The 24707-nt window shown below is 62.7% G+C and carries 24 protein-coding genes and 1 pseudogene; 21 read left to right on the forward strand and 4 right to left on the reverse strand.

Annotated features, from left to right (window positions below):
* The first annotated feature begins 34 nt into the window (after positions 1 to 34).
* The 17 genes and pseudogenes from folE to E5720_RS22035 all read left to right on the forward strand — a co-directional run.
* Positions 35 to 640 carry a GTP cyclohydrolase I FolE gene (gene folE, locus E5720_RS12375; RefSeq protein WP_136172650.1) on the forward strand — a complete coding sequence of 202 codons (606 nt, stop codon included), beginning with the start codon at positions 35 to 37 and terminating at the stop codon, positions 638 to 640.
* Positions 637 to 1491, forward strand: coding sequence for a dihydropteroate synthase (gene folP / locus E5720_RS12380; RefSeq protein ID WP_210729858.1), 855 nt, complete (start codon positions 637 to 639; stop codon positions 1489 to 1491). Before folE ends, folP begins: the two co-directional genes overlap by 4 nt.
* Positions 1488 to 1850, forward strand: coding sequence for a dihydroneopterin aldolase (gene folB, locus E5720_RS12385; RefSeq protein ID WP_136170900.1), 363 nt, complete (start codon positions 1488 to 1490; stop codon positions 1848 to 1850). The genes folP and folB overlap by 4 nt, the downstream gene beginning before the upstream one ends.
* Positions 1847 to 2365 (forward strand): 2-amino-4-hydroxy-6-hydroxymethyldihydropteridine diphosphokinase, encoded by a 519-nt coding sequence (gene folK, locus E5720_RS12390; protein WP_136170901.1) that lies wholly within the window; start codon positions 1847 to 1849, stop codon positions 2363 to 2365. The genes folB and folK overlap by 4 nt, the downstream gene beginning before the upstream one ends.
* Positions 2362 to 2829: a DUF3180 domain-containing protein gene (locus E5720_RS12395; protein WP_136170902.1), complete on the forward strand. Its 468-nt coding sequence runs from the start codon at positions 2362 to 2364 to the stop codon at positions 2827 to 2829. The genes folK and E5720_RS12395 overlap by 4 nt, the downstream gene beginning before the upstream one ends.
* A 100-nt stretch (positions 2830 to 2929) precedes the next feature.
* Positions 2930 to 4165, forward strand: coding sequence for a DUF6779 domain-containing protein (locus E5720_RS12400; protein ID WP_136170903.1), 1236 nt, complete (start codon positions 2930 to 2932; stop codon positions 4163 to 4165).
* Between the two features lie 191 nt (positions 4166 to 4356).
* The gene (locus E5720_RS12405) at positions 4357 to 5265 is read left to right on the forward strand and encodes a DUF2520 domain-containing protein (RefSeq protein ID WP_136172652.1); all 909 of its coding nucleotides are present in this window, start codon (positions 4357 to 4359) and stop codon (positions 5263 to 5265) included.
* Positions 5262 to 6164 (forward strand): pantoate--beta-alanine ligase, encoded by a 903-nt coding sequence (gene panC, locus E5720_RS12410; protein ID WP_136170904.1) that lies wholly within the window; start codon positions 5262 to 5264, stop codon positions 6162 to 6164. The genes E5720_RS12405 and panC overlap by 4 nt, the downstream gene beginning before the upstream one ends.
* 11 nt (positions 6165 to 6175) lie before the next feature.
* Positions 6176 to 6607, forward strand: coding sequence for an aspartate 1-decarboxylase (gene panD, locus E5720_RS12415; RefSeq protein WP_136170905.1), 432 nt, complete (start codon positions 6176 to 6178; stop codon positions 6605 to 6607).
* A gap of 2 nt (positions 6608 to 6609) precedes the next feature.
* Entirely contained in the window at positions 6610 to 7410 is an 801-nt protein-coding gene (locus E5720_RS12420) for a type III pantothenate kinase (protein WP_136170906.1), read from the forward strand.
* Positions 7411 to 7557: 147 nt separating this feature from the next.
* A complete protein-coding gene (locus tag E5720_RS12425; RefSeq protein ID WP_136172653.1) occupies positions 7558 to 8106 on the forward strand; it encodes a cysteine dioxygenase family protein in 549 nt (182 codons plus the stop codon).
* A complete protein-coding gene (locus tag E5720_RS12430) occupies positions 8103 to 8525 on the forward strand; it encodes a rhodanese-like domain-containing protein (protein ID WP_136170907.1) in 423 nt (140 codons plus the stop codon). The genes E5720_RS12425 and E5720_RS12430 overlap by 4 nt, the downstream gene beginning before the upstream one ends.
* A 39-nt stretch (positions 8526 to 8564) precedes the next feature.
* Positions 8565 to 10085 carry a lysine--tRNA ligase gene (lysS, locus tag E5720_RS12435; protein WP_136170908.1) on the forward strand — a complete coding sequence of 507 codons (1521 nt, stop codon included), beginning with the start codon at positions 8565 to 8567 and terminating at the stop codon, positions 10083 to 10085.
* Positions 10086 to 10394: 309 nt separating this feature from the next.
* Positions 10395 to 12935 (forward strand): ATP-dependent Clp protease ATP-binding subunit, encoded by a 2541-nt coding sequence (locus E5720_RS12440; RefSeq protein ID WP_136170909.1) that lies wholly within the window; start codon positions 10395 to 10397, stop codon positions 12933 to 12935.
* Positions 12936 to 13184: 249 nt separating this feature from the next.
* On the forward strand, positions 13185 to 14774 hold the full coding sequence (locus E5720_RS12445; RefSeq protein WP_136170910.1) for an MFS transporter: 1590 nt from the start codon (positions 13185 to 13187) through the stop codon (positions 14772 to 14774).
* 63 nt (positions 14775 to 14837) lie between these two features.
* Positions 14838 to 15275, forward strand: coding sequence for an OsmC family protein (locus E5720_RS12450; protein WP_084345513.1), 438 nt, complete (start codon positions 14838 to 14840; stop codon positions 15273 to 15275).
* A 996-nt stretch (positions 15276 to 16271) separates the two neighbouring features.
* Positions 16272 to 17525, forward strand: a pseudogene (locus tag E5720_RS22035) (bifunctional diguanylate cyclase/phosphodiesterase); the annotation flags it as partial.
* A gap of 164 nt (positions 17526 to 17689) precedes the next feature.
* On the opposite strand, the gene mhuD reads toward E5720_RS22035, so the two are convergent.
* Positions 17690 to 17998, reverse strand: a complete 309-nt coding sequence (gene mhuD / locus E5720_RS12460; protein WP_136170911.1) for a mycobilin-forming heme oxygenase MhuD — start codon at positions 17996 to 17998, stop codon at positions 17690 to 17692.
* Positions 17999 to 18042: 44 nt separating this feature from the next.
* On the opposite strand from mhuD, the gene E5720_RS12465 reads away from it, so the two are divergent.
* Both E5720_RS12465 and E5720_RS12470 read left to right on the forward strand, forming a co-directional pair.
* Positions 18043 to 18780 carry an alpha/beta hydrolase gene (locus E5720_RS12465; RefSeq protein ID WP_136170912.1) on the forward strand — a complete coding sequence of 246 codons (738 nt, stop codon included), beginning with the start codon at positions 18043 to 18045 and terminating at the stop codon, positions 18778 to 18780.
* Positions 18781 to 18785: 5 nt separating this feature from the next.
* The gene (locus E5720_RS12470) at positions 18786 to 19592 is read left to right on the forward strand and encodes an alpha/beta hydrolase (RefSeq protein ID WP_136170913.1); all 807 of its coding nucleotides are present in this window, start codon (positions 18786 to 18788) and stop codon (positions 19590 to 19592) included.
* A gap of 15 nt (positions 19593 to 19607) precedes the next feature.
* Here E5720_RS12470 and E5720_RS12475 read toward each other — a convergent pair whose 3' ends face one another.
* Positions 19608 to 20504, reverse strand: coding sequence for an A/G-specific adenine glycosylase (locus E5720_RS12475; RefSeq protein ID WP_136170914.1), 897 nt, complete (start codon positions 20502 to 20504; stop codon positions 19608 to 19610).
* Positions 20505 to 20572: 68 nt separating this feature from the next.
* Between E5720_RS12475 and E5720_RS12480 the strand changes: the two genes are divergently transcribed.
* A complete protein-coding gene (locus tag E5720_RS12480) occupies positions 20573 to 21196 on the forward strand; it encodes a carbonic anhydrase (RefSeq protein WP_136170915.1) in 624 nt (207 codons plus the stop codon).
* Between the two features lie 97 nt (positions 21197 to 21293).
* Positions 21294 to 22046: a hypothetical protein gene (locus E5720_RS12485; protein ID WP_136170916.1), complete on the forward strand. Its 753-nt coding sequence runs from the start codon at positions 21294 to 21296 to the stop codon at positions 22044 to 22046.
* 24 nt (positions 22047 to 22070) lie between these two features.
* Here E5720_RS12485 and disA read toward each other — a convergent pair whose 3' ends face one another.
* Complete coding sequence (gene disA, locus E5720_RS12490; RefSeq protein WP_136170917.1) at positions 22071 to 23168, reverse strand: DNA integrity scanning diadenylate cyclase DisA; 1098 nt, start codon at positions 23166 to 23168, stop codon at positions 22071 to 22073.
* A gap of 112 nt (positions 23169 to 23280) precedes the next feature.
* Positions 23281 to 24690 carry a DNA repair protein RadA gene (radA, locus tag E5720_RS12495; protein ID WP_136170918.1) on the reverse strand — a complete coding sequence of 470 codons (1410 nt, stop codon included), beginning with the start codon at positions 24688 to 24690 and terminating at the stop codon, positions 23281 to 23283.
* Positions 24691 to 24707: the final 17 nt, after the last annotated feature.

Consider the following 24707-nt stretch of genomic DNA (forward strand, 5'->3'; position numbering starts at 1 on the left):
AGTGTCAGTCAGGCAGATCGATCAAGACGGGGTAATCCCCGGCGACGAGTTCGTCGCAGTGGCAACCGGAAACGCGTTCGATCAACCGCGCGCTGAGGCCGCAGTGCGCGAACTGCTCATTGCAGTCGGAGAAGACCCGGATCGGCCGGGGCTGCTCGAGACTCCCGCCCGCGTCGCGCGCGCGTACAAGGAGATCTTCGGGGGCCTCTACACCGACCCGGACGATGTACTGAACACGACGTTCGACGAAGGCCACCAGGAATTGGTTCTCGTCCGCGACATCCCCATGTTCTCCACGTGCGAGCATCATCTCGTCTCGTTCCATGGAGTTGCGCACGTCGGGTACATCCCCGGTAGCAACGGCAAGGTGACAGGCCTCTCGAAGCTGGCACGAGTGGTAGACCTCTATGCCAAACGGCCACAGGTTCAGGAACGTCTGACCAGTCAGGTTGCCGACGCAGTGATGCGCAAGCTGAGCCCACGCGGCGCGATCGTCGTCATCGAGGCAGAGCACCTGTGCATGGCTATGCGTGGCATCCGCAAGCCCGGAGCGAGTACGACGACGTCGGCTGTGCGGGGCTTGTTCCAATCTTCTGCCGCGTCTCGGTCCGAAGCGTTGGATCTCATCCTGCGCAAATGACCTTGCCCGTCGCGCCCGTCGTCATGGGCGTCCTCAACGTGACCGCCGACTCGTTCTCCGACGGGGGGCGGTACCTGGACGTCGACGCTGCCGTTGCACACGGAACGAAACTGCACCGGACAGGCGTCGACATCGTCGACGTCGGCGGTGAATCCACGCGTCCGGGTGCCGATCGGATCGACCCTGCCGTCGAGGCGCGACGAGTTGTGCCCGTCATCGCAGAACTGTCGGCGCGTGGCATCGCCACCAGCGTCGACACCATGCGGGCATCGGTAGCGGCGGCGGCGATCGAAGCAGGGGTATCGATCGTCAACGACGTCTCCGGAGGTCGCGCAGATCCTGCGATGGCGTCGGTGGTCGCCGATGCCGGTCTGCCGTGGATTCTCATGCATTGGCGCTCGGCCGCCGATTACGGACCCAGTGGCGAGGCCGCTCATCAGGACAGTGGCGCAGTCGCGCATTACGACGACGTGGTCACCGATGTTCGACGCGAACTGCTCGAGCAAGTCGACCGTGCCGTAGCCGCTGGTGTGGATCCGGCTGCCATCATCCTCGATCCGGGTCTCGGTTTCGCGAAGAACGCCGAGCACAACTGGGAACTGCTGCGAGCGCTACCGACGTTCGTCGAACTCGGCATGCCGATTCTGATCGGCGCGTCGCGTAAACGTTTTCTCGGCACACTTCTCGAATCCGACGGTGAACCGAGACCGCCCGACGGACGTGAGGTCGCAACAGCGGTCGTGTCGGCGCTTGCGGTTGCAGGAGGAGCGTGGGGTGTTCGCGTTCACGACGCCCAGGCCTCACTGGACGCGGTAGCAGTAGTGAAAGCATGGCGGGGGCTGGCAAAATGAGTGATCGAATCGAGTTGCGCGGGTTGAGGATTCGCGGCAACCACGGAGTCTTCGACTTCGAGAAACGTGACGGTCAGGATTTCGTCGTCGACATCACCGTCTGGATGGATCTGCGCCCTGCTGCCGCGACGGACGATCTGGTGAACACGCTGCACTACGGCGAGCTTGCGGAAGCGGCAGCGGCGATCATCGCAGGTCCGGCGCGGGACCTCATCGAAACCGTCGCAGCCGAAATCGCCGACGGAGTCATGGCGGACACGCGCGTCGATGCAGTCGAGGTGGTGTTGCACAAACCTTCCGCACCGATCCCACTCGCCTTCGACGATGTGGCTGTAGTCGCTTCGCGGAGTCGTCGGTGACGCGCGCGGTGCTGTCGATCGGCAGCAACGTCGGCGACTCGTATGGACATCTGCGTTCGGTGACGTCCGCGCTCGGCGACCGCGTCGTTGCGGTGTCCTCGGTGTACTCGTCGGTGCCGTGGGGAGGCGTCGAACAGCAGGACTTTCTCAATGCCATCGTCGTAGCGGACGATGAACAACGGGGCCCGTACGACTGGCTCGAGGTCGCTCGTGAACTGGAAAAAGCAGCGGACCGCATACGGGTCGAGCGTTGGGGACCGCGAAGTCTCGACGTCGACATCATCACGTGTGACGACATTTCCAGTAGCGATCCACAGCTGCTTCTTCCGCATCCTCGAGCACACCAGCGAGCATTCGTCCTGTTGCCTTGGCTCGAGGTCGACCCCGGGGCGTCGCTCGAAGTGTCGGGGGAGGCTCGGTCGGTGGGCGAATGGATCGAATCGCTGAGCGAGGAAGAACGGGCGGGCGTTCACCGCACGGAGATGACACTGCACACACCGAACACCGCTCCATGACGGCCACGAGAATCAGAGATCTTGTCGGCCTCGCCGGATTCGCGGCTCTCGCAACCTGGCTGCTCGTGCGATCGTTCTACGGATCGCTACCACCGGTTCATGTGTTCGCCGGCGCATCGCTCTACGTCGTCGCGATCGCCGAAACGGTGCTCGGCTTCGTGATCCGATCGCGCATCGAGAAACTGCAGGTCGGCGACGGGCCGAACCAGCTCCATCCAATCACCGCGGCACGAGCGTTGGCCCTGGCCAAGGCATCTGCGCTGGTCGGCGCAGCAGCTGCCGGTGTGTGGCTGGGATTCCTGCTACACATCGTCCCGCTCGCGTCGTCGGTGCGCGCCGCGTCCTCGGACCGAGCGGGCGTCATCGTCGGGCTCGTTGCTGCAGTGGCTGTGGTGGGCGCGGCCCTGTGGCTCGAACGTTGCTGCAGGACCCCGACCGACTCCGGTGACAGGCCCGAACGTTGACGGCATTTATCGTCCCCGGCGCCGGATCGTTATCACCGAAGCTGACGAGCATAGTCCGGCTTCCCCGTTTGTCGACGGTTCGCCAGCTACCCTGGACGTCATGACCGAACCGACTCGCGCGAAAGCGTCACGCCGTCAACGGCGGAGTGCGAGCCAGCTTTTCATTGCAGCGCTGGTCGTATTCGGCATCATCGCCAGCATGTTGATGTTGTTCAGCGAAAATGTGCAGTGGCTGCGTGTGGGCTTGGTCTCAGCGTTGTGGGCCGCGATCATCGGTGCGTTCGCGATGACGAAGTATCGCCGCGAAGCAGTGGCCGACCAAACCCGGGCCAAGGATCTTCAGACTGTGTACGAGCTCCAACTCGCCCGTGAGATTTCGGCTCGGCGGGAGTACGAACTCGGCGTGGAATCTCGCGTCCGGAGCGAGGTGGCCGTCGAGACCAGCGAGATCGCGGCTCTTCGAGCAGAACTGGCTCACCTACGCAACAACCTGCAACTACTGTTCGACGGCAACCTGCCCACTGAACGGGTGGCGCTGCGGGCCGACGCGACGCGCGTGCAGGAGCTCGGCGGTCGCAGCTACGCCAGCTACCAGCCGGCACCTTCCGGTTTGTTCGTTCCCGGCAAATCTTCGCAGTCCTCTTCCCCGAGCACCGAGGGCCCGAATGCCCCCGTGCCCGGACTTGGAACGCCGTACGACGAGCCCGTCACAGCCGAGACCTCGGTGCTCTATCCCGACGTCCCCATCGGTAGCGAGGACATGCCCGGCGTGGGTTCTGTGCCCAACGGGGGCTATGTGCCGAGCCAGCCGGCCCCTCGCGCAGAATCGCGATCCGAGGGCAGCGGTAGACGGGTACCCACACCACCGCACTCACCGACTCCGACACCACCGCTGGTGAGTGAGCCCGTCGGCTATTCGTCCGATCGGACGAAGGCCGTCGAAGCCGAAGAACCGCTCGCGGCAGCCCAGGTTTCGGGCGCGAGTTCGCAGCCGTCTTCGAGCCAGCCGTCTTCGAGCCGCCAGCCGTCTTCGAGCCAGCTGCCGTACGCGAGCCGGGTGTTCGAGCCGGAGGTTGTTCCGGAGTCGACTGAACAACCCGCACCGGTTCCCGAGGAAGCTATGGCACCTGCGCCCGACTCGAACACCGAGGACGTGGGAAGTCACGAAGATTCGGAGCCGGCTCCCGACCTTCCGAGGCGACGGCGTCGAGCCGAGCCGGATGGTGATGGCGCGGGTGCGCACTCCAATGGTCGTTCGGTGGCCGAGATCATGGCAGGAATGAAATCCAGCGACACCGAGCCGAGCGCACGTCGTCATCGACGCCGTGCCGACTGACCTGCTGACATCTCGTCCGAACGCTGGACGCGGTACCGAAGGGTGAAATAGATCACTGCTCAGGCCGTGGCCCGAGGAATCCCGGTGCCGCTATCCTTCGTTCAGGACGTCTGGTACCCGCCGAGCGGGACTGGAACGAACGAGAGGAAGTTTCGGTGACCTCACCTGAGTTCAGGAGTGGTACCCGCGGAATACCCCCAAGCTCTGCCGACCCGGCACCTGCGCGTTTGACCGTAGGTATCGTCTCCGCAGGACGGGTGGGTACCGCACTCGGCGAGGCTCTCGAGCGCGTCGGGCATGTCGTGTTCGGTTGTGCTGCGGTATCGGAAGAGTCCAAGGAGCGAGTACGCACGCGCCTGCCGGATTCGCAGATATTGCCTGTCGACGAGGTTGCCAGGCGTGCCGAGTTGTTGATCCTGGCCGTTCCGGACAACGAGTTGGCATCGATCGCTGCAGGGTTGGCGGCAACCGGTGTCGTTGCCCGGGGAAAGCTCGTGGTGCACACCTCCGGCGCGAATGGCATCGGCATCCTCGCCCCGTTGGCCGCGCAAGGTGCGATACCGTTGGCCATTCACCCGGCCATGACATTCACCGGCGGGCCCGAGGACACCGATCGCCTGGCCGCTGCATGCTTCGGAATCACCGCAGCGGACGAGATCGGTTATGCCGTCGCGCAAGCATTGGTTCTGGAACTCGGTGGTGAACCGGTCCATGTTTCGGAAGAGAATCGGGCGCTCTACCACGCAGCGTTGGCTCACGGGTCCAATCACCTGGTCACTCTGGTTGCCGATGCCGTCGACGCGTTGCGAGTCGCACTCGACGGTCCAGGCTTTCCCGGGATCGATTCCGAACCCGAAGCAGCGCAGCGGGTGCTGGGTCCGCTCGTGCGAGCTGCGTTGGACAACGCGTTGCGCCACGGTCAGAGCGCTTTGACCGGGCCGGTGGCGCGCGGCGACGTTGCCGCCGTGCAGAAGCATCTGGACGTGCTCAGCGACGTCGATCCCGCGATTGCAGCGGGATACCGTGCGCTTTCGCTCAGATCCGCCCAACGCATGGGATCGAAGCCCGAACTCATCGAGATTTTGGAAGGCGAGTTATGACCCTGGCAGGTAGCTACAAGGCGGGGGAGTTGACAGTTCATCACGATCCGACTGTCGTCTCCGCGGTGTCGAAGGCACTACGCGGTGTCGGCAGGCAGATAGCGCTGGTGCCGACCATGGGCGCGCTGCACGCCGGGCACATCCATTTGGTTCGGCAGGCCAAACGCACCGGGGCAGTGGTGTTCGTGTCGATCTTCGTGAACCCCTTGCAGTTCGGCGAAGGGGAAGACCTCGACGCCTATCCACGCACCCTCGACGCGGACGTGGAGTTGCTGGCAAGCGAAGGAGTCGAGATCGTCTTCGCCCCTTCGGTGTCGGATATGTACCCGGCCGGGCCACGTACGACAGTGCTCCCCGGTCCACTCGGCAGCGAGATGGAGGGTGCAAGCCGGCCGACGCATTTCGCCGGGATGCTCACCGTGGTGACCAAGCTGTTGCAGATCACCTCCCCGCATGCAGCGTTCTTCGGTGAGAAGGATTACCAGCAGTTGACGTTGATCCGACAGTTGGTGCGAGATCTGAACTTCGACGTGAAGATCTTCGGTGTCCCCACCGTGCGCGAGCAGGACGGTCTTGCACTGTCTTCTCGCAATCGCTATCTCGACGACGCCCAGCGTTCGGCAGCCATGGCATTGTCGGCGGCGCTGGTAGCCGGGGCTCACGCCGCAGCGGGCGGAGCCGAAGTGATTCTGGCTACTGCGGGCGAAGTGCTCGCGGCGGTGCCCGAGGTGAAGGTCGACTATCTCGAACTTCGAGGTGTCGATCTCGGACCTGCTCCCGAGCGTGGTGACGGTCGACTTCTCGTGGCCGCCACGCTGGGCACCACCCGACTCATCGACAACGTCGGTGTCGCTGTCGGGACCGGCTTTCTCGAATACCCCGACGACCCGAAGAATTGAAGGGATAGAACATGTTTCGCACAATGATGAAGTCCAAGATTCATCGCGCGACCGTAACCCACGCGGACCTGCACTACGTAGGTTCGGTGACCGTGGACCAGGACCTGATGGAGGCGGCCGATCTGCTCGAAGGTGAGCAGGTGACCATCGTCGACATCGACAACGGCGCACGGTTGGAAACCTATGTCATCACCGGCGAGCGTGGCAGTGGGGTGATCGGCATCAACGGTGCTGCAGCACATCTGGTCGATCCTGGTGATCTCGTCATTATCATTGCCTACGGCGTGATGAACGAGCAGGAATGCAAGGATTACGCACCCCGCGTGGTGTTCGTCGACGAGAAGAACAATCCCGTAGAACTCGGTAGTGACCCTGCATATGCACCCGAGGGTTCGGGTCTGATCACCCCTCGCACGCTCCGTGCCGATTCCGTACTGGTGTAAAGATGCTGCTTGCGATCGACATTCGCAACACATCGATGACACTCGGCCTGTTCAGTGGCAGTGGTGATCACGCGAAGTTGTTGCGTGATTGGCGAATGCGTACGGATTCGCGAATAACGGCGGACGAGCTGGCATTGATGCTCCGCGGCCTTCTCGGCGACGACGTCGACCAGATCACCGGTGTGAGTGCCCTGTCGACCGTCCCTTCGGTGCTGCGGGAAATGCGGACGATGCTGACCCGTTACTGGGAGCACATTCCGCACGTCGTCGTCGAACCTGGTGTGCGAACGGGTGTTCCGCTGTTGGTCGACAATCCCAAGGAGGTCGGCGCCGATCGGATCGTCAACACCCTTGCGGCGCACGATTTGTACGGTAGCGCCTGCATCGTGGTCGATTTCGGCACCACCACCTGTGTCGATGTCGTCTCTGCCAAAGGCGAATTCCTCGGCGGTGCCATTGCGCCCGGATTGGAGATCTCCACTGCGGCAATGTCTTCCAGATCGGCAGCATTACGGGAGATCGAATTGGTGCGGCCCCGCTCGGTGGTCGGGAAGAATACCGTCGAATGCATGCAGTCCGGTGCCGTGTTCGGGTTCGCCGGATTGGTCGATGGGTTGATCGCCCGCATCCGTGGTGAACTCGCCGACTTCTCCGGTCCGGAGGTGGCCGTGATCGGTACCGGCGCCAGTGCCCCGCTCATCATGGGGGAGAGCAGTGCAATCGAGCATCACGAGCCCGACCTGACGCTCGAGGGCCTGCGACTGGTCTACGAGCGCAATCTTGCGAAACGACGCATGCGCTAGCGCTAGCGGGCGGGGTGTGTAACAATATTTCTCGTGATGACGTGCATGGGACCCCAGGAGTGTTGTCGAGGCTGATCGCTGCCTCGTTCAAACATCGACTCTGGAGTACTCCCCGTGCTTTCCACACCTGTCTTTACTTCCTCACCGGTGCGCTCTTCGTCCAGCCGCGCCCGTTCCGCGCCTCAACTTTCTCTACCTACTCGGCTCAGGCCGCATGACTTACTGCGCATCACCGATCAGGGCGCTTCGGACGTGCTGGACGGCCGATTCGACGACATCTTGCCCGAGAGCGGTCTCTGGCCGACCGAAGAACGCTGGGCGACTCGTTTGCACGCCGACGACGACCTGGACGTCTGGCTCATAAGCTGGGTACCGGACAGGTCCACCGAACTTCATGATCACGCGGGCTCGATCGGCGCTTTGACCGTCCTCAGTGGCTCCCTCGTCGAATCTCGTTGGGCTGGAAATGAACTGAAGATTCGGCACCTCGATGCTGGGGATCAAGCGTCGTTCCCGCTCGGATGGGTCCACGACGTCGTGCACGCACCGGACGACACCGCGCGCGGCCCGACCCTCAGCGTTCACGCGTACTCGCCACCGCTGACAGCAATGTCCTACTACGAAGTCACCGAGCACTCCTCGCTCCGAAGAACCCGTACCGAGCTGACCGACGAACCCGAAGGTGCATCGAAATGACGATCGTCGAAATGTTGGATCAGGCGCGCAGCCGCATCGAGCGCACCACCGTCTTCGAGCTGCGCGACGCGATTGCGCGTGGTGCCATCGTCGTCGACATTCGGCCTCAGGCCCAACGTGCCGTCGAGGGCACGCTGCCCGGCGCGCTTGCCATCGAGCGCAACGTGCTGGAGTGGCGCCTGGATCCGACGAGTGATGCCCGGCTCTCAGTCGCAGTCGATCACGACGTCGAGTGGATCGTCATCTGCTCCGAGGGTTACACCTCCAGCCTCGCCGCGGCGTCGTTGCAGGATTTGGGGCTCACGAAGGCCAGCGACCTCGTCGGCGGATATCAGGCACTGAAGTCAGCCGGGCTGCTCGGCGTGCTGACCAAAGCCAAGCACGCCGTCCGTGAGGCAAAGGCCGTCAGTGCGCACTGATTCTCCTGTTGTGGGGTTCGACAGATAAAGTGTGCGTCTGTGACTGATTCAGCTTCCTCCACTGCCGACGACACTCCGGAACAGATTCGGATCCGTCGCGCCAAGCGGGACCGGTTGCTCGAACAGGGACGTGAGGCGTACCCAGTGTCCGTAGCGCGGACGCACACGTTGCTCGAGATTCGTGACCGGTACTCGAACCTCGAAGCTGATGCGAAGACTGGCGTGCTCGTCGGAGTCGCCGGTCGCGTAATTTTCGTCCGCAACACCGGAAAGTTGTGTTTCGCCACTCTCCAGGAAGGCGACGGAACTCAACTCCAGGCAATGATCAGCCTCGCGGGTGTCGGTGAGGATGCTTTGGCGGCGTGGAAGTCGGACGTCGATCTCGGTGACTTCGTCTTCGTACACGGCGAGGTCATCAGCTCCCGTCGCGGCGAGCTCAGCGTGATGGCCGATTCGTGGGAGATCGCCTCGAAGGCTCTCCGGCCGCTCCCGGTGGCGCACAAGGAATTGAACGAAGAGACGCGTATCCGGCAGCGATACCTGGATCTGATCACGCGCCCGGAAGCCCGCGTGGTCGCCCGCAAGCGCATCGCCGTCGTACGCGAACTGCGCAACGCACTGGAGCGACGGGGCTTCCTCGAAGTCGAGACCCCGATGCTGCAGACCTTGCATGGTGGCGCTGCCGCTCGTCCCTTCGTCACTCATTCCAATACACTCGATACCGACCTGTTTCTCCGTATCGCACCCGAACTGTTTCTCAAGCGCTGCGTCGTGGGCGGCATCGAGAAGGTTTTCGAGATCAACCGCAACTTCCGTAACGAAGGTGCCGACTCCTCGCACTCTCCCGAATTCGCGATGCTCGAAACCTACGAGGCGTACGGAACCTACGACGACTCGGCGAAGATGACCCGTGAGCTCATCCAAGAGGTTGCCGAGGCCGCGCTCGGAACGCAGGTGATCCTGCTGCCCGACGGCACGACCTACGACATGAGCGGTGAGTGGACGACACTCGAGATGTACCCGTCCCTGTCGGAGGCACTCGGCATCGTCGTGACGCCCGATACCACGGTCGAGGAACTCTTGGCCCTCGCTGAGAAGATCGGAGTCGACGTGCCACTCAAGGACGGCAAGTCGATCTACGGTCACGGCAAGCTCGTCGAGGAGTTGTGGGAGAACCAGATCGGTAACGATTTGTTCGCGCCGACCTTCGTTCGCGACTTCCCCGTCGAGACGTCTCCGCTGACTCGTCAGCACCGAAGCAAGCCGGGCGTCACCGAGAAGTGGGATCTCTACATCCGCGGGTTCGAACTGGCGACGGGTTACTCCGAACTGGTCGACCCGGTCATCCAGCGGGAGCGTTTCGAAGATCAAGCACGTCAGGCTGCGGCCGGCGATGACGAGGCCATGGTTCTCGACGAGGACTTCCTGGCCGCGATGGAGCAGGGCATGCCTCCGACCACGGGCACAGGTATGGGAATCGACAGGCTCCTCATGGCGCTGACAGGGCTAGGTATCCGAGAGACCATTCTGTTTCCGATCGTGAAGCCGTCTCAGGGCTGACTTGCGAGCAAAGTTTATTGTTCGCCAACAGCGGACACTCGAGGGGAAACGAATTGCCCCGACGGTGCGTTATGAACAGTAAGCAGGCACATAGGTCCGTCGCTACAGATCAGAGATGACCTGTAGAGGGGGTCGAGGGTCGGCAAGTGAACCTCCGGCCAACTAGAGTAAGGCTGGAGGCGTGGATACCTTTCGGCATCTACGTGAGACTTACCTTCAAATGCCGGCGAACCCGATTAACCAAATACCGTGGTGCTAGAAGACCTGGTGGGCGGAGTGCTACCACCCACCGAGAAGTGAGGGAGAGCGATGTTCGAGAGGTTCACCGATCGCGCGCGGCGTGTTGTCGTCCTGGCTCAAGAAGAAGCCCGGATGCTCAACCACAACTACATCGGCACGGAACACATCCTGCTCGGCCTCATCCACGAGGGTGAGGGCGTCGCAGCGAAGTCTCTGGAGTCGCTGGGTATCTCCCTTGAAGGAGTCCGCAGCCAGGTCGAGGAGATCATCGGTCAGGGCCAGCAGGCTCCGTCCGGTCATATCCCGTTCACCCCGCGCGCCAAGAAAGTACTCGAGCTCAGTCTGCGTGAAGCACTGCAGCTCGGCCACAACTACATCGGCACCGAGCACATCCTGCTGGGTCTGATCCGCGAAGGCGAAGGCGTCGCGGCACAGGTACTGGTCAAGCTCGGAGCCGACCTGAACCGGGTGCGTCAGCAGGTCATCCAGCTGCTCTCCGGTTACCAGGGCAAGGAACCGTCCGAGAGTGGTAGTGGACGCGGCGATGCAGGTACGCCGTCGACGTCGCTGGTTCTCGATCAGTTCGGTCGCAACCTGACCCAGGCTGCACTCGAAGGCAAATTGGACCCGGTCATCGGTCGCGCGAAGGAAATCGAGCGCGTCATGCAGGTGCTGAGCCGTCGTACGAAGAACAACCCTGTTCTGATCGGTGAGCCCGGTGTGGGTAAGACCGCTGTTGTCGAGGGCCTGGCTCAGGCGATCGTCAACGGTGAGGTCCCCGAGACACTCAAGGACAAGCAGCTCTACTCCCTCGACCTCGGTTCGTTGGTTGCCGGTAGCCGATACCGCGGTGACTTCGAAGAGCGCCTGAAGAAGGTTCTCAAGGAGATCAACACCCGCGGCGACATCATCCTGTTCATCGACGAACTGCACACTTTGGTGGGTGCCGGTGCGGCCGAGGGTGCTATCGACGCGGCCTCGATCCTCAAGCCGAAGCTCGCTCGCGGTGAGCTGCAGACCATCGGTGCCACCACTCTCGACGAGTACCGAAAGTACATCGAGAAGGATGCCGCTCTCGAGCGTCGTTTCCAGCCGGTCCAGGTCGGCGAGCCGAACGTCGAGCACACCATCGAGATCCTGAAGGGTCTTCGCGATCGGTACGAGGCGCATCACCGCGTCTCCATCACCGACGGTGCTCTCGTCGCAGCTGCCACGTTGGCTGATCGTTACATCAATGATCGATTCCTGCCGGACAAGGCGATCGACCTGATCGACGAGGCCGGCGCGCGGATGCGCATCCGTCGAATGACTGCTCCACCAGACCTGCGCGAGTTCGACGACAAGATCGCCGACGCACGTCGGGAGAAGGAGTCCGCGATCGACGCGCAGGACTTCGAGAAGGCTGCAAACCTGCGCGACAAGGAGAAGCAGCTCGTCTCCCAGCGCGCCGAGCGTGAGAAGCAGTGGCGTAGCGGTGACCTCGACGTGGTCGCCGAGGTCGACGACAACGAGATCGCCGAGGTCCTCGGAAACTGGACCGGCATCCCCGTGTTCAAGCTCACCGAGGAAGAGACCACTCGTCTGCTCCGCATGGAAGATGAACTGCACAAGCGGATCATCGGCCAGGTAGAGGCAGTCAAGGCCGTCTCGAAGGCAATCCGTCGTACTCGTGCAGGACTGAAGGATCCGAAGCGTCCGTCGGGCTCGTTCATCTTCGCCGGCCCGTCCGGTGTCGGTAAGACCGAGCTGTCGAAGGCACTGGCGAACTTCCTGTTCGGCGAGGACGACGCCCTCATCCAGATCGACATGGGCGAGTTCCACGATCGCTTCACCGCGTCGCGGCTGTTCGGTGCTCCTCCCGGCTACGTCGGGTACGAAGAGGGCGGCCAGCTCACCGAAAAGGTTCGCCGCAAGCCGTTCTCCGTCGTCCTGTTCGACGAGATCGAGAAGGCACACCAGGAGATCTACAACACGCTCCTGCAGGTGCTCGAAGATGGTCGTCTCACCGACGGCCAGGGACGCACGGTCGACTTCAAGAACACCGTGCTGATCTTCACCTCTAACCTCGGTACCTCGGACATCTCGAAGGCCGTTGGTCTCGGCTTCTCCTCGGGTGAAGGCACCGGATCGAACTACGAGCGGATGAAGCTCAAGGTCAACGACGAGCTGAAGAAGCACTTCCGCCCGGAGTTCCTCAACCGTATCGACGACATCGTCGTGTTCCACCAGCTCACCAAGGACGAGATCGTCCAGATGGTCGACCTCATGCTCAACCGAGTCGAAGGTGCGCTCAAGAACAAGGACATGTCGCTCGAGGTCACCGAGAAGGCCAAGTCCCTGCTGGCCAAGCGTGGATTCGACCCGGTACTGGGAGCGCGGCCACTGCGTCGCACCATCCAGCGCGAGATCGAGGACGCGTTGTCGGAGAAGATCCTGTTCGGCGAGGTCGAAGCCGGCCAGATCATCCTGGTCGACGTCGAGAACTGGGATGGCGAAGGCTCGGGCGAGGACGCGAAGTTCACGTTCCGCGGCGAGAAGAAGCCGATCAGTGTCCCTGACGAACTGCCCGTCGACCTGGCCAAGGCCACCGGCGACAGCGACAGCGACTAGTCGGTAGCTTCGACTCAGTAGTTTCGGCCCAGCGGGCCGTGCTCCGAAAGGGGTGCGGCCCGCTTTGTCGTCTGCGGACTGCGGGTTCGCCCCTCCCCACCGCTTCGCCCGCTCCGCCCGAGCCCACCGCTTCAATGGTCCACTCATACGATCTGATGTCTTCGATGTGACATTCAAGCGGCTGCGTAACCGACGGATTCGCACGCAGGGGGTGAGGCGGAGGACGCAACGCTGGGTTCTACTGAGTGCGTGACTACTCTCGACAGGCACACAGCGCCCGCGCGGGCCGGCTTGGTTCTGTTCGTCCTCATCCTCGTTGCTTCCGTCGCAAACCTGAATTTGGCGGTCGCCAACGTCGCACTGCCGGAAATCGGTAGAGACTTCGACGCCAGTCAGACGCAGCTCAATCTGATCGCGGTCGCGTATTCGCTCGGCCTCGCTGGTTCGGTCCTCTATCTCGGTGCTCTCGGGGACCGCTATGGGCGCAAACTGTTGTTGGTTCTAGGAATGGGGTTGTCGATACCAGCCTGTGTCATCGCCGGTTTCGCTCCCAATTTCGAGATCCTGTTCGGTGCCAGGTTGCTCGGTGGTGTGGCCGCAGGCATGGCCTACCCGACGACCCTGGCACTGATCACTGCGTTGTGGTCCGGTGCTTCGCGCACGAAAGCAATCGCCTTGTGGTCGGCTCTCGGAGGCGCCATGTCGGCGCTCGGACCACTGTTGTCCGGGGCGTTGCTGGAGAAGTTCGAATGGGGATCGGTCTTCCTGGTGACGTCGCCGCTGGCGTTACTCGCCCTGGTTCTGGCAGCTGCCTTCGTGCCTGGGCATGTGAACGAGACGACCGATCCGGTGGACAATCTCGGCGGGATCGTATCGGTCGTGTTCATTGCAGCGCTGGTGCTCAGCATCAATTTTGCGCCGGTGGACGGTATGGGAGCCGTCGCACTCGGGCTGGGTGCGATTGCTCTTGCAGCGGGGGCGGTATTTCTCCTCCGGCAGAGTCGCACGTCGTTTCCGCTGTTCGATCTGAAAATCGCGCGGCGGAGAATATTCTGGGTAGCGGCCCTGGCCGGGATCATCGTGTTCGGTTCGCTGATGGGTGTCATCTTCGTCGGCCAACAGTTTCTGCAGAACGTTCTCGGTTACTCGACGCTTGCCGCTGGTGCGTCGACGCTACCTGCGGCCGTCGCGATGGTGTTGGTGGCTCCGCAGTCGGCGAAGTTGGTGGAGCGCAGGGGGTCGCGATTCACCTTGCTGCTCGGCTACCTCTTCATCGTTCTCGGATTGGTGATGGCGTGGCTGACATGGAAGGAAGACGTCTCCTATGCTGTGGTGGCGATCAGTTACGTGCTGCTCGGCGTCGGAGTCGGGCTTGCAGGCACACCGGCCTCGCGTTCGTTGACCGGCTCGGTGCCGGTCGATCGCGCCGGCATGGCCTCGGGAACAGCGGATCTTCAACGCGATCTCGGCGGAGCGATCATGCAATCGACATTGGGTGCGCTGCTCACCGCTGGGTATGCGGCATCGTTGGCCTCGCAGATTTCGAGTTCGCCGGATGCGGCCAGCATCAGCGCGGAAACTCAGTCGATTCTCACCAAGTCGTTTTCGTCGGCAACTGATTTGGCGAGCAGCTATCCGCAGTACGCCGATCAGATCATCGGCGCAGCCAAACAAGCTTTTCTCGACGGCGATCAAATGTCTTATGCCGCGGCGATAATCGTGGTTCTGGTCGGCACTGTTCTGGTCTTTTTCGCTTTTCCGGGTCGTGACGAAGAGAAAAAGCTTCTCGCTCAATATCATTCGATCGACGAGGGTCGATCTGCAACGCCGATCGACTGACCCGGTTAGCCTAGGATTCTCCGGGCTCATCCGAGCCTGTATCGAACGAGGAGTCGAAAAGCGATGCCTACACGCACTTCACGCACGGCCTGGAACGGAACCTTGGAGAAAGGGTCGGGTCAGGTCGAGTTGACCAGTTCGGGTGCTGCGACATTCGACGTGTCCTTCCCCAAGCGCGCGGCTGAAAACGCCGATGGCACGACGAGTCCGGAGGAGCTCATAGCTGCAGCGCATTCGGCTTGTTATGCGATGCAACTGTCGGCCGTGATCGCCGAGGCGGGCGGTACTCCGCAGAGCCTCGACGTGACTGCGGAGGTCTCGCTCGGACCGGATACGCCGGGCTTCAAGCTCACCGGGATCAAGCTCACCGTCCGAGCCGAAGTCGACGGTCTCGATGCCGATGGTTTCGCGAAGGCTGCGCAGGCCGCGAAGGAAACCTGTCCGGTGAGCAAGGCACTGACCGGGGTCGACATCACGTTGGATGCTGCGCTCGAATCCTGATTTCCATCGGGCTCCACCAAAGATGAGATCCAACCAATCCGCTGAGGTGCTCGCTCCGAATGTCCATTGTTGGACCGTTTCTACTCGGTGTCGGGCACGGCTGTAGTCGGTGGACAAGGGGACGCTCTGAAAAGAATGCGCTGGTCGTGGTTTCTGCTGGTGGGGTTGTCGGGCACGGGGTTGTACCTCCTACTGCCCGCGGGCCTTCCGCGCTCGATCGCCAATGGCGTGCTGATGGCGGTGGCATTGGCCTTCGTCGTCTTCGGCGCCCGGATGAATCGGTCGGTGAACGGCGTCAGCTGGACACTGTGGGTTGTAGGCCTGCTTGCGTGGGGTTTGGGCAATCTCGTCGGCAACCCGCGTCACACGATGATGATGTCCTGGGCAGATGTTCTTTGGGTCGGTGGCCATCTGGCGCTCATCGTCGGGCTACTGCTGTTTCGGGTGGGCAACGCGCGAGCGTTCCGGGTGGAGGACGTCCTAGAGGGAGCGATCGTCGCCATCGGTGTCGCACTGGCGACATGGATAGTTGTCATCTCGGCGCGAGTGGAAACAAGTCTGGACATGACTTCGTTCGTCAATCACTGGCAGGCCATCGTCTACGCCGGAGCCGACGGTTTTCTCGTATCGCTGATGGTGATTCTGCTGCTCTCGAAAAGGGCACGGAAGGCACCGTTCGCACTGGCTGCTTGCGCGTTCCTTTTCTTCTTCGCGGGTACCTGGATTTCGCGTGTCGCCGTCAGCGTCGAGGTGCGCGACTCGGCCGTCGTGCAGGCCTGCTGGCTCGCTGGGTTCGTCCTCGCCGGATCGGTGGCCTTGTATCCGCCTTCTCGTGCATGGAAACCCCGTCAGGGTCCCAAATCGCACTTCGTGCTCGATCGCACCCGCCTGGTCGGGTTGGGGTTGGCGATACTGATGGCTCCCACGGTGATGGCAGTGCAATTGGCGCGCGGGCTTCCAGCGGCCGAGTGGGGTTGGGTTGTACTCGGCTCCACGATGGTGATCATTGCGCTTGCGGCGGCCCGGATAGCGTGTTTCCTGCGGGTGCTCTGCAGGCAGGCTGCCGCGCTGACCCGTGCGGCCATATCCGATCCCGTCACCGGGCTTGCGAATCGCACCCACCTCGGTGAGCTCCTCGACCTGTCGATTCAGTCCGCAGGCGAGGCGGGGATTGTGGTGATGGTCGTGGACATCGACAGGTTCGCCCACGTCAACGAGACGTTCGGCTATGCCGTCGGCGATCGGGTGCTGCGGGAGATCGGGGACCGATTGGTCTCGGCAGCCGTCGTGGATGCGGTCGTCGGAAGATTGGGTGGCGATCAGTTCGTCGTATCCGTCCCCGCAGACTCGATGGAGCTGTCGCCGTCTCGGTGCGCCGAGCACTTTCAACGTGCGGTGAATCGCACCATGTTCGTCACCGATATCAACGTCGCGCTCGAGGCCACGGTCGGAATGGCCTTGTCCGCCGATCAACCCGGTGTCGACGCCCAAGGATTGTTGCAACATGCGCACGTGGCATTGACGTCGGCCAAGCACGAGCACACTCGACTATCGGTGTACGCACCCTCCATGGACTGCGATCGCCATGAGCAGATGCGTTTGCTGGGGGAATTGAAGACAGCGCTGAGCGAACGCCAGCTCACAGTCTTCTTTCAACCCTGTCTCGATCTCGGATCCGGATCGGTGACCGGCGTCGAAGCGCTCATTCGTTGGCAGCATCCACGAGAGGGTTTGATCGCCCCCTCGTCGTTTCTTCCAGATGCCGAGCGCACCGGCATGCTGCCCGCAATCACCGCCTATGTCCTCGAGGATGCACTGGCATGCTGTAGTGCACTGCGCCGCAACGGATCCAACATTCGGGTCGCGATCAATCTCTCGGTCCGGAATTTGATCGACCCCACGCTCGTCGGGCAGGTTGAACGGGCACTCCAGCGTCACGATCTGCCTCCGGCTGCCGTGGAATTCGAAGTGACGGAGACCTCGGCAATGACCGATACACGTCGGTCGGTCGATTCCCTTGTCGCGCTGCGCGATCTGGGTGTGACCATTGCAATCGACGACTACGGGACCGGATACAGCTCGCTCGCATATTTACGTTCGCTGCCCGTTCAGACTCTGAAGATCGACAAGTCGTTCGTGACGGCGATGAACAGCCAGCCCATCAACGCCTCGATCGTGCGGTCGACGATCGACCTGGCACGCAGTCTCGGAATGAGCGTGGTGTCGGAGGGGGTCGAGGACGAGGACACGTTGAATCGACTTCGCGCACTCGGGTGTGACGGCGCGCAGGGCTTCCATATCGGACGCCCGGTGCCGGCCGAAGAATTAGCGGAATCGATCGCTCGCATCGAACGCGAGCTCGGTGGCACCGCGTCGCAGGAACTATTACCGACAACGGGCACTCCGACGGGACGTCAGGACTTGGCTGCGACGTCCAGGACTACTTCGAATTCGAGTAACGATGCTCCAGAGGCGACGGGCTTGGCGCGCTCGCCCGAATGCGCTGCCCTGGATGGGCCCGCCGACCACGCCTGGAATGCCTCCTCGCTCTCCCATTGCGTCACCACGAAGTAGCGGGTTTCACCCTTGACCGGGCGCAGAAGTTGGAAGCCGAGAAAACCTGGCGAACCTTCGACAGCGCCCGCGCGGGCCGCGAAACGCTTCTCCAATTCCGCGCCTGCACCCTCGGGAACTTCGATTGCATTTATCTTCACGACAGCCATGACCGAGAGGCTACTCGGTCGCACGGAAAGCTACAGTCGTGACGATGCTGCACGACGAGGGTGGGGACGGGCGACCGATCTTGCTGTTGCACGGGTTGATGGGTAGCGCGCGAACGTGGCGACGCCAAGTGCCGTGGCTGCGTGCGTTCGGCCACGTCTACACCTACGACGCGCCGGGGCACGGCAGGCCCACTCCGCGCGGGATCGATACCGAGGCGTTCGTCGAGGACCTGACCGCTCATGTGGAGCAAATCGGGGAATGTGTCGTCATCGGACATTCGATGGGTTCGCTGCACGGCTGGTGTCTCGCGGCGGCGAGACCCGATCTGGTGGCAGGATTGGTCGTCGAGGACATCGCACCGGACTTCCGCGGGCGCACGGCCGATGATTGGGCTGCACTCATTCGTCGGTGGCCACAGCCGTTCGTGACCGAATCGGCGGTACGTGAGTTCTTCGGTGACGTCGCAGGGCAGTACTTTCTGGATTCCTTCCAGCGTCGAGACGACGGCTGGTATCTCCACGGTGACGTATCGACGTTCGAGGCAATCTCGCAGGAGTGGGGTACGAGGCACTTCTGGAACGAATGGGAATCCGTCACCGCTCCGTCGTTGCTGATCGAGGGTGCGTCCGGAATCACACCTCCGGGGCAAATGCGTCGGATGCACGAGAGGAACGCCAAGTCGAGCTACGTACTGATTCCAGGGGCGGCGCATCTCGTGCACGATGAGCAGCCCGAGCTCTACCGCGCAGCTGTGGAAGTGTTCCTCCGACAACTACGATGACGCGAATGTCCCTGGTGAAGCTCAATGGAATCGATATCAACTTCGACGTCAAAGGTACCGGCCCGCTCGTCGTTTTGGTGATGGGATCGGGGAGCCCGGGGCGGGTATGGCAGACGCACCAGGTGCCGGCACTGGTGAAGGCAGGCTTTCAGGTCCTCACGTTCGACAACCGAGGGATAGCGCCGTCGTCGGAGTGCGGCGCCGGCATGGTGCTCGACGATCTGGTGGCTGACACCGCCGCGTTGATCGAGCACGTGGGCGCAGCACCGGCACGAGTCGTCGGAACGTCGATGGGCGCGCGTGTCACCCAGGAACTCGCGTTGGCGCGGCCGGACCTCGTCTCGCACGCAGTCATGATGGCGACGTACGGCCGTTCCTCGACGATGCAGAAGGCAATGGCCCAGGGCGAAAAAGATCTGTACGACGCGAGCATCACACTCCCGGCGACCTACCGCGCGGCAATCACCGCAATGAACAATTTTGCACCGAAAACCCTGCGCGACGAGGCGGCGATCGGTGACTGGCTCGCCGTCATGGAGTTCTCCGGCGGCAGCAGATCGGCGGGTAAGCGAGCGCAGATCGGCCTCGAAATGCGTGCCGGATCCGAACGACTCACCGCATATCGCACGATTGCAGCCAAGACCCTCGTGGTGGGATTCGCCGACGACCGGCTCATCCCCGTCCATCTGAGCCGCGAAGTCGCGCAGGCGATTCCGGACGCTCGGTACGAGGAGATCCCGGACACCGGACACTTCGGCTACCTCGAGCGTCCCGAGAAGGTCAACGAAGTGCTCATCGACTTCTTGCGCTGACATACGGGTCACCGGCTATCCGAGACCGGTCGGGGACCCCGCATCACCAGCCAGAGCGAAAAGCCCAGCCGCCGTCTGCTCGATCAGGCCGTCCACGAGCAGGGAGTCCAAGGCGCGATCGCGTTGCCCGGGATCGCTGAGCCACACGACGTCCAACCGAGCCCGATCCACCGGACCGTCGGTTTCACGTAGAACCGACATCAGTTTCCCGCGGACCTGCCGGTCGGTGCCCGCGAACTTCTGCACTTTCTTGGCGGGCCCGGTGTATGCAGGGCGGCCCGCTTCGATCCACGAGCACTCGGGTAACGGGCACAGCAGGCAGGCAGGATTCTTGGCGGTGCAGATCAACGCGCCCAATTCCATCAGTGCTGCCGAATACCTGGCCGCGCGCGCGTTCCCCGCGGGAAGCAACGCCTCGACGTCGGCGAGATCCCGTGTCGTCGACGGGTTGCCCGGTTCCGCAGCGCCGTGCACTGCCCGAGCGACGACGCGTCGAACATTGGTGTCGACGACGGGGACTCGCCGGCCGTACGCGAAGCATGCGACAGCGCGAGCCGTGTACGCACCGATGCCCGGCAACGACAGCAGCGTCTCGACGTCCTGCGGCACGGCGTCGCCGTGCTCGGTGGTCAACACTCCCGCGCACTGATGTAAACGCAACGCCCGACGCGGATAGCCCAACTTGCCCCATGCGCGCAGGACATCGGCTTGCGAAGATGCCGCCATCGCCGACGGGACGGGCCACCGTGCGACCCACTCTTCCCAGATCGGAGCAACGCGGGATACAGGCGTCTGCTGCAGCATGATTTCGCTCATCAGAATCTGCCAAGCGCTGACACCTGGCCGTCGCCACGGCAGGTCGCGCTCCTCGGTGTCGAACCACCCGAGAAGTGCAACTGGACTGATCGGCACGCTTGTCTCCTCGGGTTCTTCGGTATCCGACTCGCCGGTAACAGCGGGATCGGTGCACAATGGTGCCTATGCCTTCGACGAATCCGATAACCGCCTGGAAGTCTCTTCGAGAGGGTAACCAGCGGTTCATCGCAGGCGAATCTCTGCACCCGAGCCAGGGTATCGAGGACCGTGCCCGTCTCGCCGAGGAGCAGCACCCACGCGCCGTGCTCTTCGGTTGCGCGGACTCCCGGGTCGCCGCCGAGATCATCTTCGACCAGGGCCTCGGCGACATGTTCGTCGTCCGAACCGCAGGCCACGTCATCGATTCCTCCGTCCTCGGCTCGATCGAATACGGTGTGGCGATTCTCGATGTGCCGCTCATCGTCGTGCTCGGCCACGATGGCTGCGGGGCAGTCAAAGCAACTCTCGACGCGTTGGACACCGGTGACATCCCCGGCGGCTACATTCGTGACCTCGTCGAACGCGTCACCCCGTCCGTGCTGTCAGCCCGCCGTGACGGCTACTCCAACGTCGACGATTTCGAGGCAAGGCACGTCGAGGAGACCGGCAATCTGTTGATGCAGCGGTCGCGGATCATCGCGGAGAAGGTCGACGCCGGGGAAGTTGCCATCGTCGGCCTGACCTATCAGTTGTCCGAAGGCAACGCTCGCTTGCGCGGGGTAATCGGTGATATCGGCGAGCTTCCCTGAGCTTGTTCGTCGATCAGACGGTTTCTTCGTGACCTACAAGGCGACACGCCGCAGGCGCTTCAGAGAATCGTAGCTGCGTAACGCATACGGTTGGTCTGTGTTGGAACCAAGTGGGCCGTTGCCTCCCGAAATCTATTGGCGTCGTCGCGCACTCGCCATCGGTGCGGCTGTCGTGGTGCTCGGTTTGATCGTGTGGTTCATCTCCTCGCTCAGTGGTAGCAACGAAGAGCCGCCGCAGGCAGAGCCGGCAGGTGTCGTGACGTCTCCGGGTCCGGACGCAACGCCGAGTGCCTCCGCCGCAGCCAAGGAATCGGGTGCATCCTCGGCAGGTTCGGGTGCTGGATCCGGCGCATCGGCATCCGGTGGGTCCGCATCCGGTGGTTCCGGAAGTGGCAGGTCTACGAGCAGTGGAGCGTCCACGACGGCCTCCAAGCCGGCCGGGGCAGCTGCCGTCCCGAGCAACCAGTGCTCGGATCAAAGCCTCGCCATCAAGGCGACGCCGGACAAAGCGTCGTACAAGGTCGGCGAAGAGCCCGGCTTCACCGTCGTCATCACCAACATCAGTTCCCTCGAGTGCCAGCGCGACGTGGGTGCAGGCCTGCAGCAGGCGCTCGTGTACACGCTCGACGATCTGCGGATCTGGTCCAACACCGATTGCTTTCCCGACGCGCAATCCGACCTGCGGACGTTCAAGCCCGGCGAGCAGGCAGGGTTCACCGTCAAGTGGTCCGGTACCAATTCGGTTCCCGGCTGTGGAGAGGAGCGGATACCTGTCGGCGTCGGCTCGTACAAGGTGATCGCTCAACTCGGTGAGCTGCGTAGCTCTCCCGAGCCATTCAACATGACCTGATCCGGCCGGTGCATGCGGGTCCGATCAGTCGAACGGGCCCGCGATGGACGACTCCGCCAGACGTGAAAGCCCTTCACGAATATGGCGCGCCCACAGTCCGCCGATGCCGTCGACCGACTGTAGGTCTGCCGCTGTAGCTGCAAGAAGCCCCTGCAGCGTGCCGAACGAGACGACGAGTCGATGGATCTGGCTGAACTGCAGCCGCGGTACCCGGGTGAGGACGCGGTATCCACGTGGGCTCATCGGAGTGTCCAGTGCTTCTATGGTCGCCGGGTAGCCGAATGCGCGTGCGAGCGTGGTGAGGTCGAGTAGATCGACATCGGTCAATTTGTCGAGAGCAGCCAACGCCTTCTCCACGGCTGCCGTCGTCGACGGTTCAGGACCGGCAAGGTAGTCACGAACGATGAGCTGACGGTCGACGTCGTTGTCGCCCAGTAGTTCCTCGAGCTGCAGCGCCAGCTGCCTACCGTCGGTGCCGAGTTCGAGGACGTTCTGTTCGATTTCGACCGAGACCCGGCGAACCATCTCCAAACGCTGAGCGACCGTGAGTGCGTCACGCAGGGTGACGAAGTCCTCGATTTCCACGACCGAGAGCTGACGGGTGTTGTCGTCGAGACGCTGCTTGTAGCGCTCGAGCGTGGCTACGGCCTGATTTGCACGCGAGAGGATGGTCGCCGAGCCTTCGATGACATGTCGAACTCCGGCTACGTAGACGCTGACGATGCTCATCGACTGGCTTACCGAGACGACCGGATATCCGGTCTCCATGGCGGTACGTTCGGCAGCGCGGTGCCGCGTTCCTGATTCGACTGTAGGAATCTTGTGATCCGGCACAAGCTGCACGTTGGAGCGGACGATTCGTTTGCCGTCCGTGGACAGCACGACGGCGCCGTCCATCTTGGAGAGTTCACGCAGCCTGGTAGGCGCGAACTCGACATCGAGTTCGAATCCGCCGTCGCAGATCTTCTCGACTTCGTCGTCGTAACCGAGGACTATGAGACCGCCGGTACGGCCTCGAAGTATTCGTTCCAGCCCGTCGCGCAGGGCCGTGCCCGGTGCCAACCGGGCGATGGTTTCACGTAGCGCCGGGGATGCACTGGCATCGCGTGCGTTCTCGTCCACGTTCGTCCCCTCGTCCCAGCATTTGCTTCCACAACGGCTTTTCGGCTGCATCGGCACTACTTCTACAACAGTGGTGTCTCACAGTCTCGCAGCTAGAGGTTACTGGAGTTGATCAAACCGTCCGCATATGTGCGTAATCGAGTGCCTCGCCAAGATTGGTGACGGTGCGTACCTCGATTCCCTTCGGCACGGTGTCGTCGTGTTCGGGGGTGATGGCGTGGGTGAAACCGAGCCGTGCCGCTTCGGCCAAGCGTCGACCCAGCCCTGAGACCCGACGGACTTCTCCCGCCAACCCGACCTCACCGAGGATGACCACCCCTGTGGGTATCGGACGATCCGTCACGGCAGACGCCACTGCCACCGCGAGCGCCAGGTCGACAGCAGGTTCGCTGGTACGCATCCCGCCGATCGTTGCGGCATACACCTCGCTCCGGGCCACTTTCACCCCGCAGCGTCGCTCCAGGACGGCCAGAATCATGGCTACTCGGGCATGGTCGAGGCCGCTGACCGCTCGGCGTGGGGAAGGCATGTGCGTATCGACGACGAGTGCCTGCACTTCGGCGAGCAACGGACGCTTACCGTCCATGGTGACAGTCACTGCCGTGCCGGGCACCGCATCGGTGCGGTGATGCAGGAACAGGCCCGACGGATCGGTGATGCCCTCGATGCCGGTATCTCGTAGTTCGAAGCACCCAACTTCGTCGGAAGCACCGAAGCGATTCTTGACTCCGCGGATCATGCGGAGAGTGGAGTGCTTGTCGCCTTCGAAGTGGAGAACTACGTCGACCAGGTGCTCGAGTGAACGGGGACCCGCGACGGCCCCGTCCTTGGTGACGTGACCGATCAGGAGGACCGCGATGCCGGTCGTTTTCGCCAGGGACGTGAGTGCACTGGTGATCGCGCGGACCTGGGTGACACCGCCGATGACTCCGTCGACGTCCGCGGCAAGCATCGTCTGGACCGAATCGACGATCAGCAGACTCGGTGCGACCTGCTCCACGTGGCCGAACACCGTCGCAAGATCGGATTCTGCGGCGAGGAAGACGCGTTCGTGGACCGCGCCCGTCCGGTCTGCACGCAACCGAACTTGTCCGGCGGATTCTTCGCCCGTGACGTAGAGCGCGCGCCGGTCTTCGCCGGTGCGGGCCCAGCGGTGCACCACCTCGAGGAGCAGCGTCGACTTGCCCACCCCGGGCTCACCGGCGAGGAGTACTACGGAACCAGGGACGAGCCCCCCGCCGAGTACGCGGTCGAACTCCGGGATACCGGTCGAATTTGCCTGTGCAGTACTGCTACTGACCTGCGTAAGTGCCGTCGCGGGCGAAGTCGGGATCATTGCGGTGGTCGACGACCTGGTGTTGCCGGCGCCGAGACCGGATGCGCCCGGTCTGCTCGCAACCGGAGTCAGCACGGGCGCCTCGTCCATCGATCCCCAGCTACCGCAGTCCGGGCATCGGCCTACCCATTTGGCCACGGAGTGTCTGCAGGCCGAACATCGGTAGTTCGTCTTCAGTTTGGCCACGCGGAGAAGGCTAGAGG

This window comes from Rhodococcus sp. PAMC28707, assembly GCF_004795915.1.
In the GTDB taxonomy this organism is placed as follows: Bacteria; Actinomycetota; Actinomycetes; order Mycobacteriales; family Mycobacteriaceae; genus Rhodococcoides.

Coding starts and splice junctions, on each gene's coding strand:
- folP (WP_210729858.1), top strand. CDS start 637: ATGACCTTGCCCGTCGCGCCCGTCGTCATGGGCGTCCTCAACGTGACC.
- folB (WP_136170900.1), top strand. CDS start 1,488: ATGAGTGATCGAATCGAGTTGCGCGGGTTGAGGATTCGCGGCAACCAC.
- E5720_RS12395 (WP_136170902.1), top strand. CDS start 2,362: ATGACGGCCACGAGAATCAGAGATCTTGTCGGCCTCGCCGGATTCGCG.
- E5720_RS12400 (WP_136170903.1), top strand. CDS start 2,930: ATGACCGAACCGACTCGCGCGAAAGCGTCACGCCGTCAACGGCGGAGT.
- panC (WP_136170904.1), top strand. CDS start 5,262: ATGACCCTGGCAGGTAGCTACAAGGCGGGGGAGTTGACAGTTCATCAC.
- panD (WP_136170905.1), top strand. CDS start 6,176: ATGTTTCGCACAATGATGAAGTCCAAGATTCATCGCGCGACCGTAACC.
- E5720_RS12420 (WP_136170906.1), top strand. CDS start 6,610: ATGCTGCTTGCGATCGACATTCGCAACACATCGATGACACTCGGCCTG.
- E5720_RS12430 (WP_136170907.1), top strand. CDS start 8,103: ATGACGATCGTCGAAATGTTGGATCAGGCGCGCAGCCGCATCGAGCGC.
- E5720_RS12440 (WP_136170909.1), top strand. CDS start 10,395: ATGTTCGAGAGGTTCACCGATCGCGCGCGGCGTGTTGTCGTCCTGGCT.
- E5720_RS12450 (WP_084345513.1), top strand. CDS start 14,838: ATGCCTACACGCACTTCACGCACGGCCTGGAACGGAACCTTGGAGAAA.
- mhuD (WP_136170911.1), bottom strand. CDS start 17,998: ATGGCTGTCGTGAAGATAAATGCAATCGAAGTTCCCGAGGGTGCAGGC.
- E5720_RS12465 (WP_136170912.1), top strand. CDS start 18,043: ATGCTGCACGACGAGGGTGGGGACGGGCGACCGATCTTGCTGTTGCAC.
- E5720_RS12470 (WP_136170913.1), top strand. CDS start 18,786: ATGTCCCTGGTGAAGCTCAATGGAATCGATATCAACTTCGACGTCAAA.
- E5720_RS12480 (WP_136170915.1), top strand. CDS start 20,573: ATGCCTTCGACGAATCCGATAACCGCCTGGAAGTCTCTTCGAGAGGGT.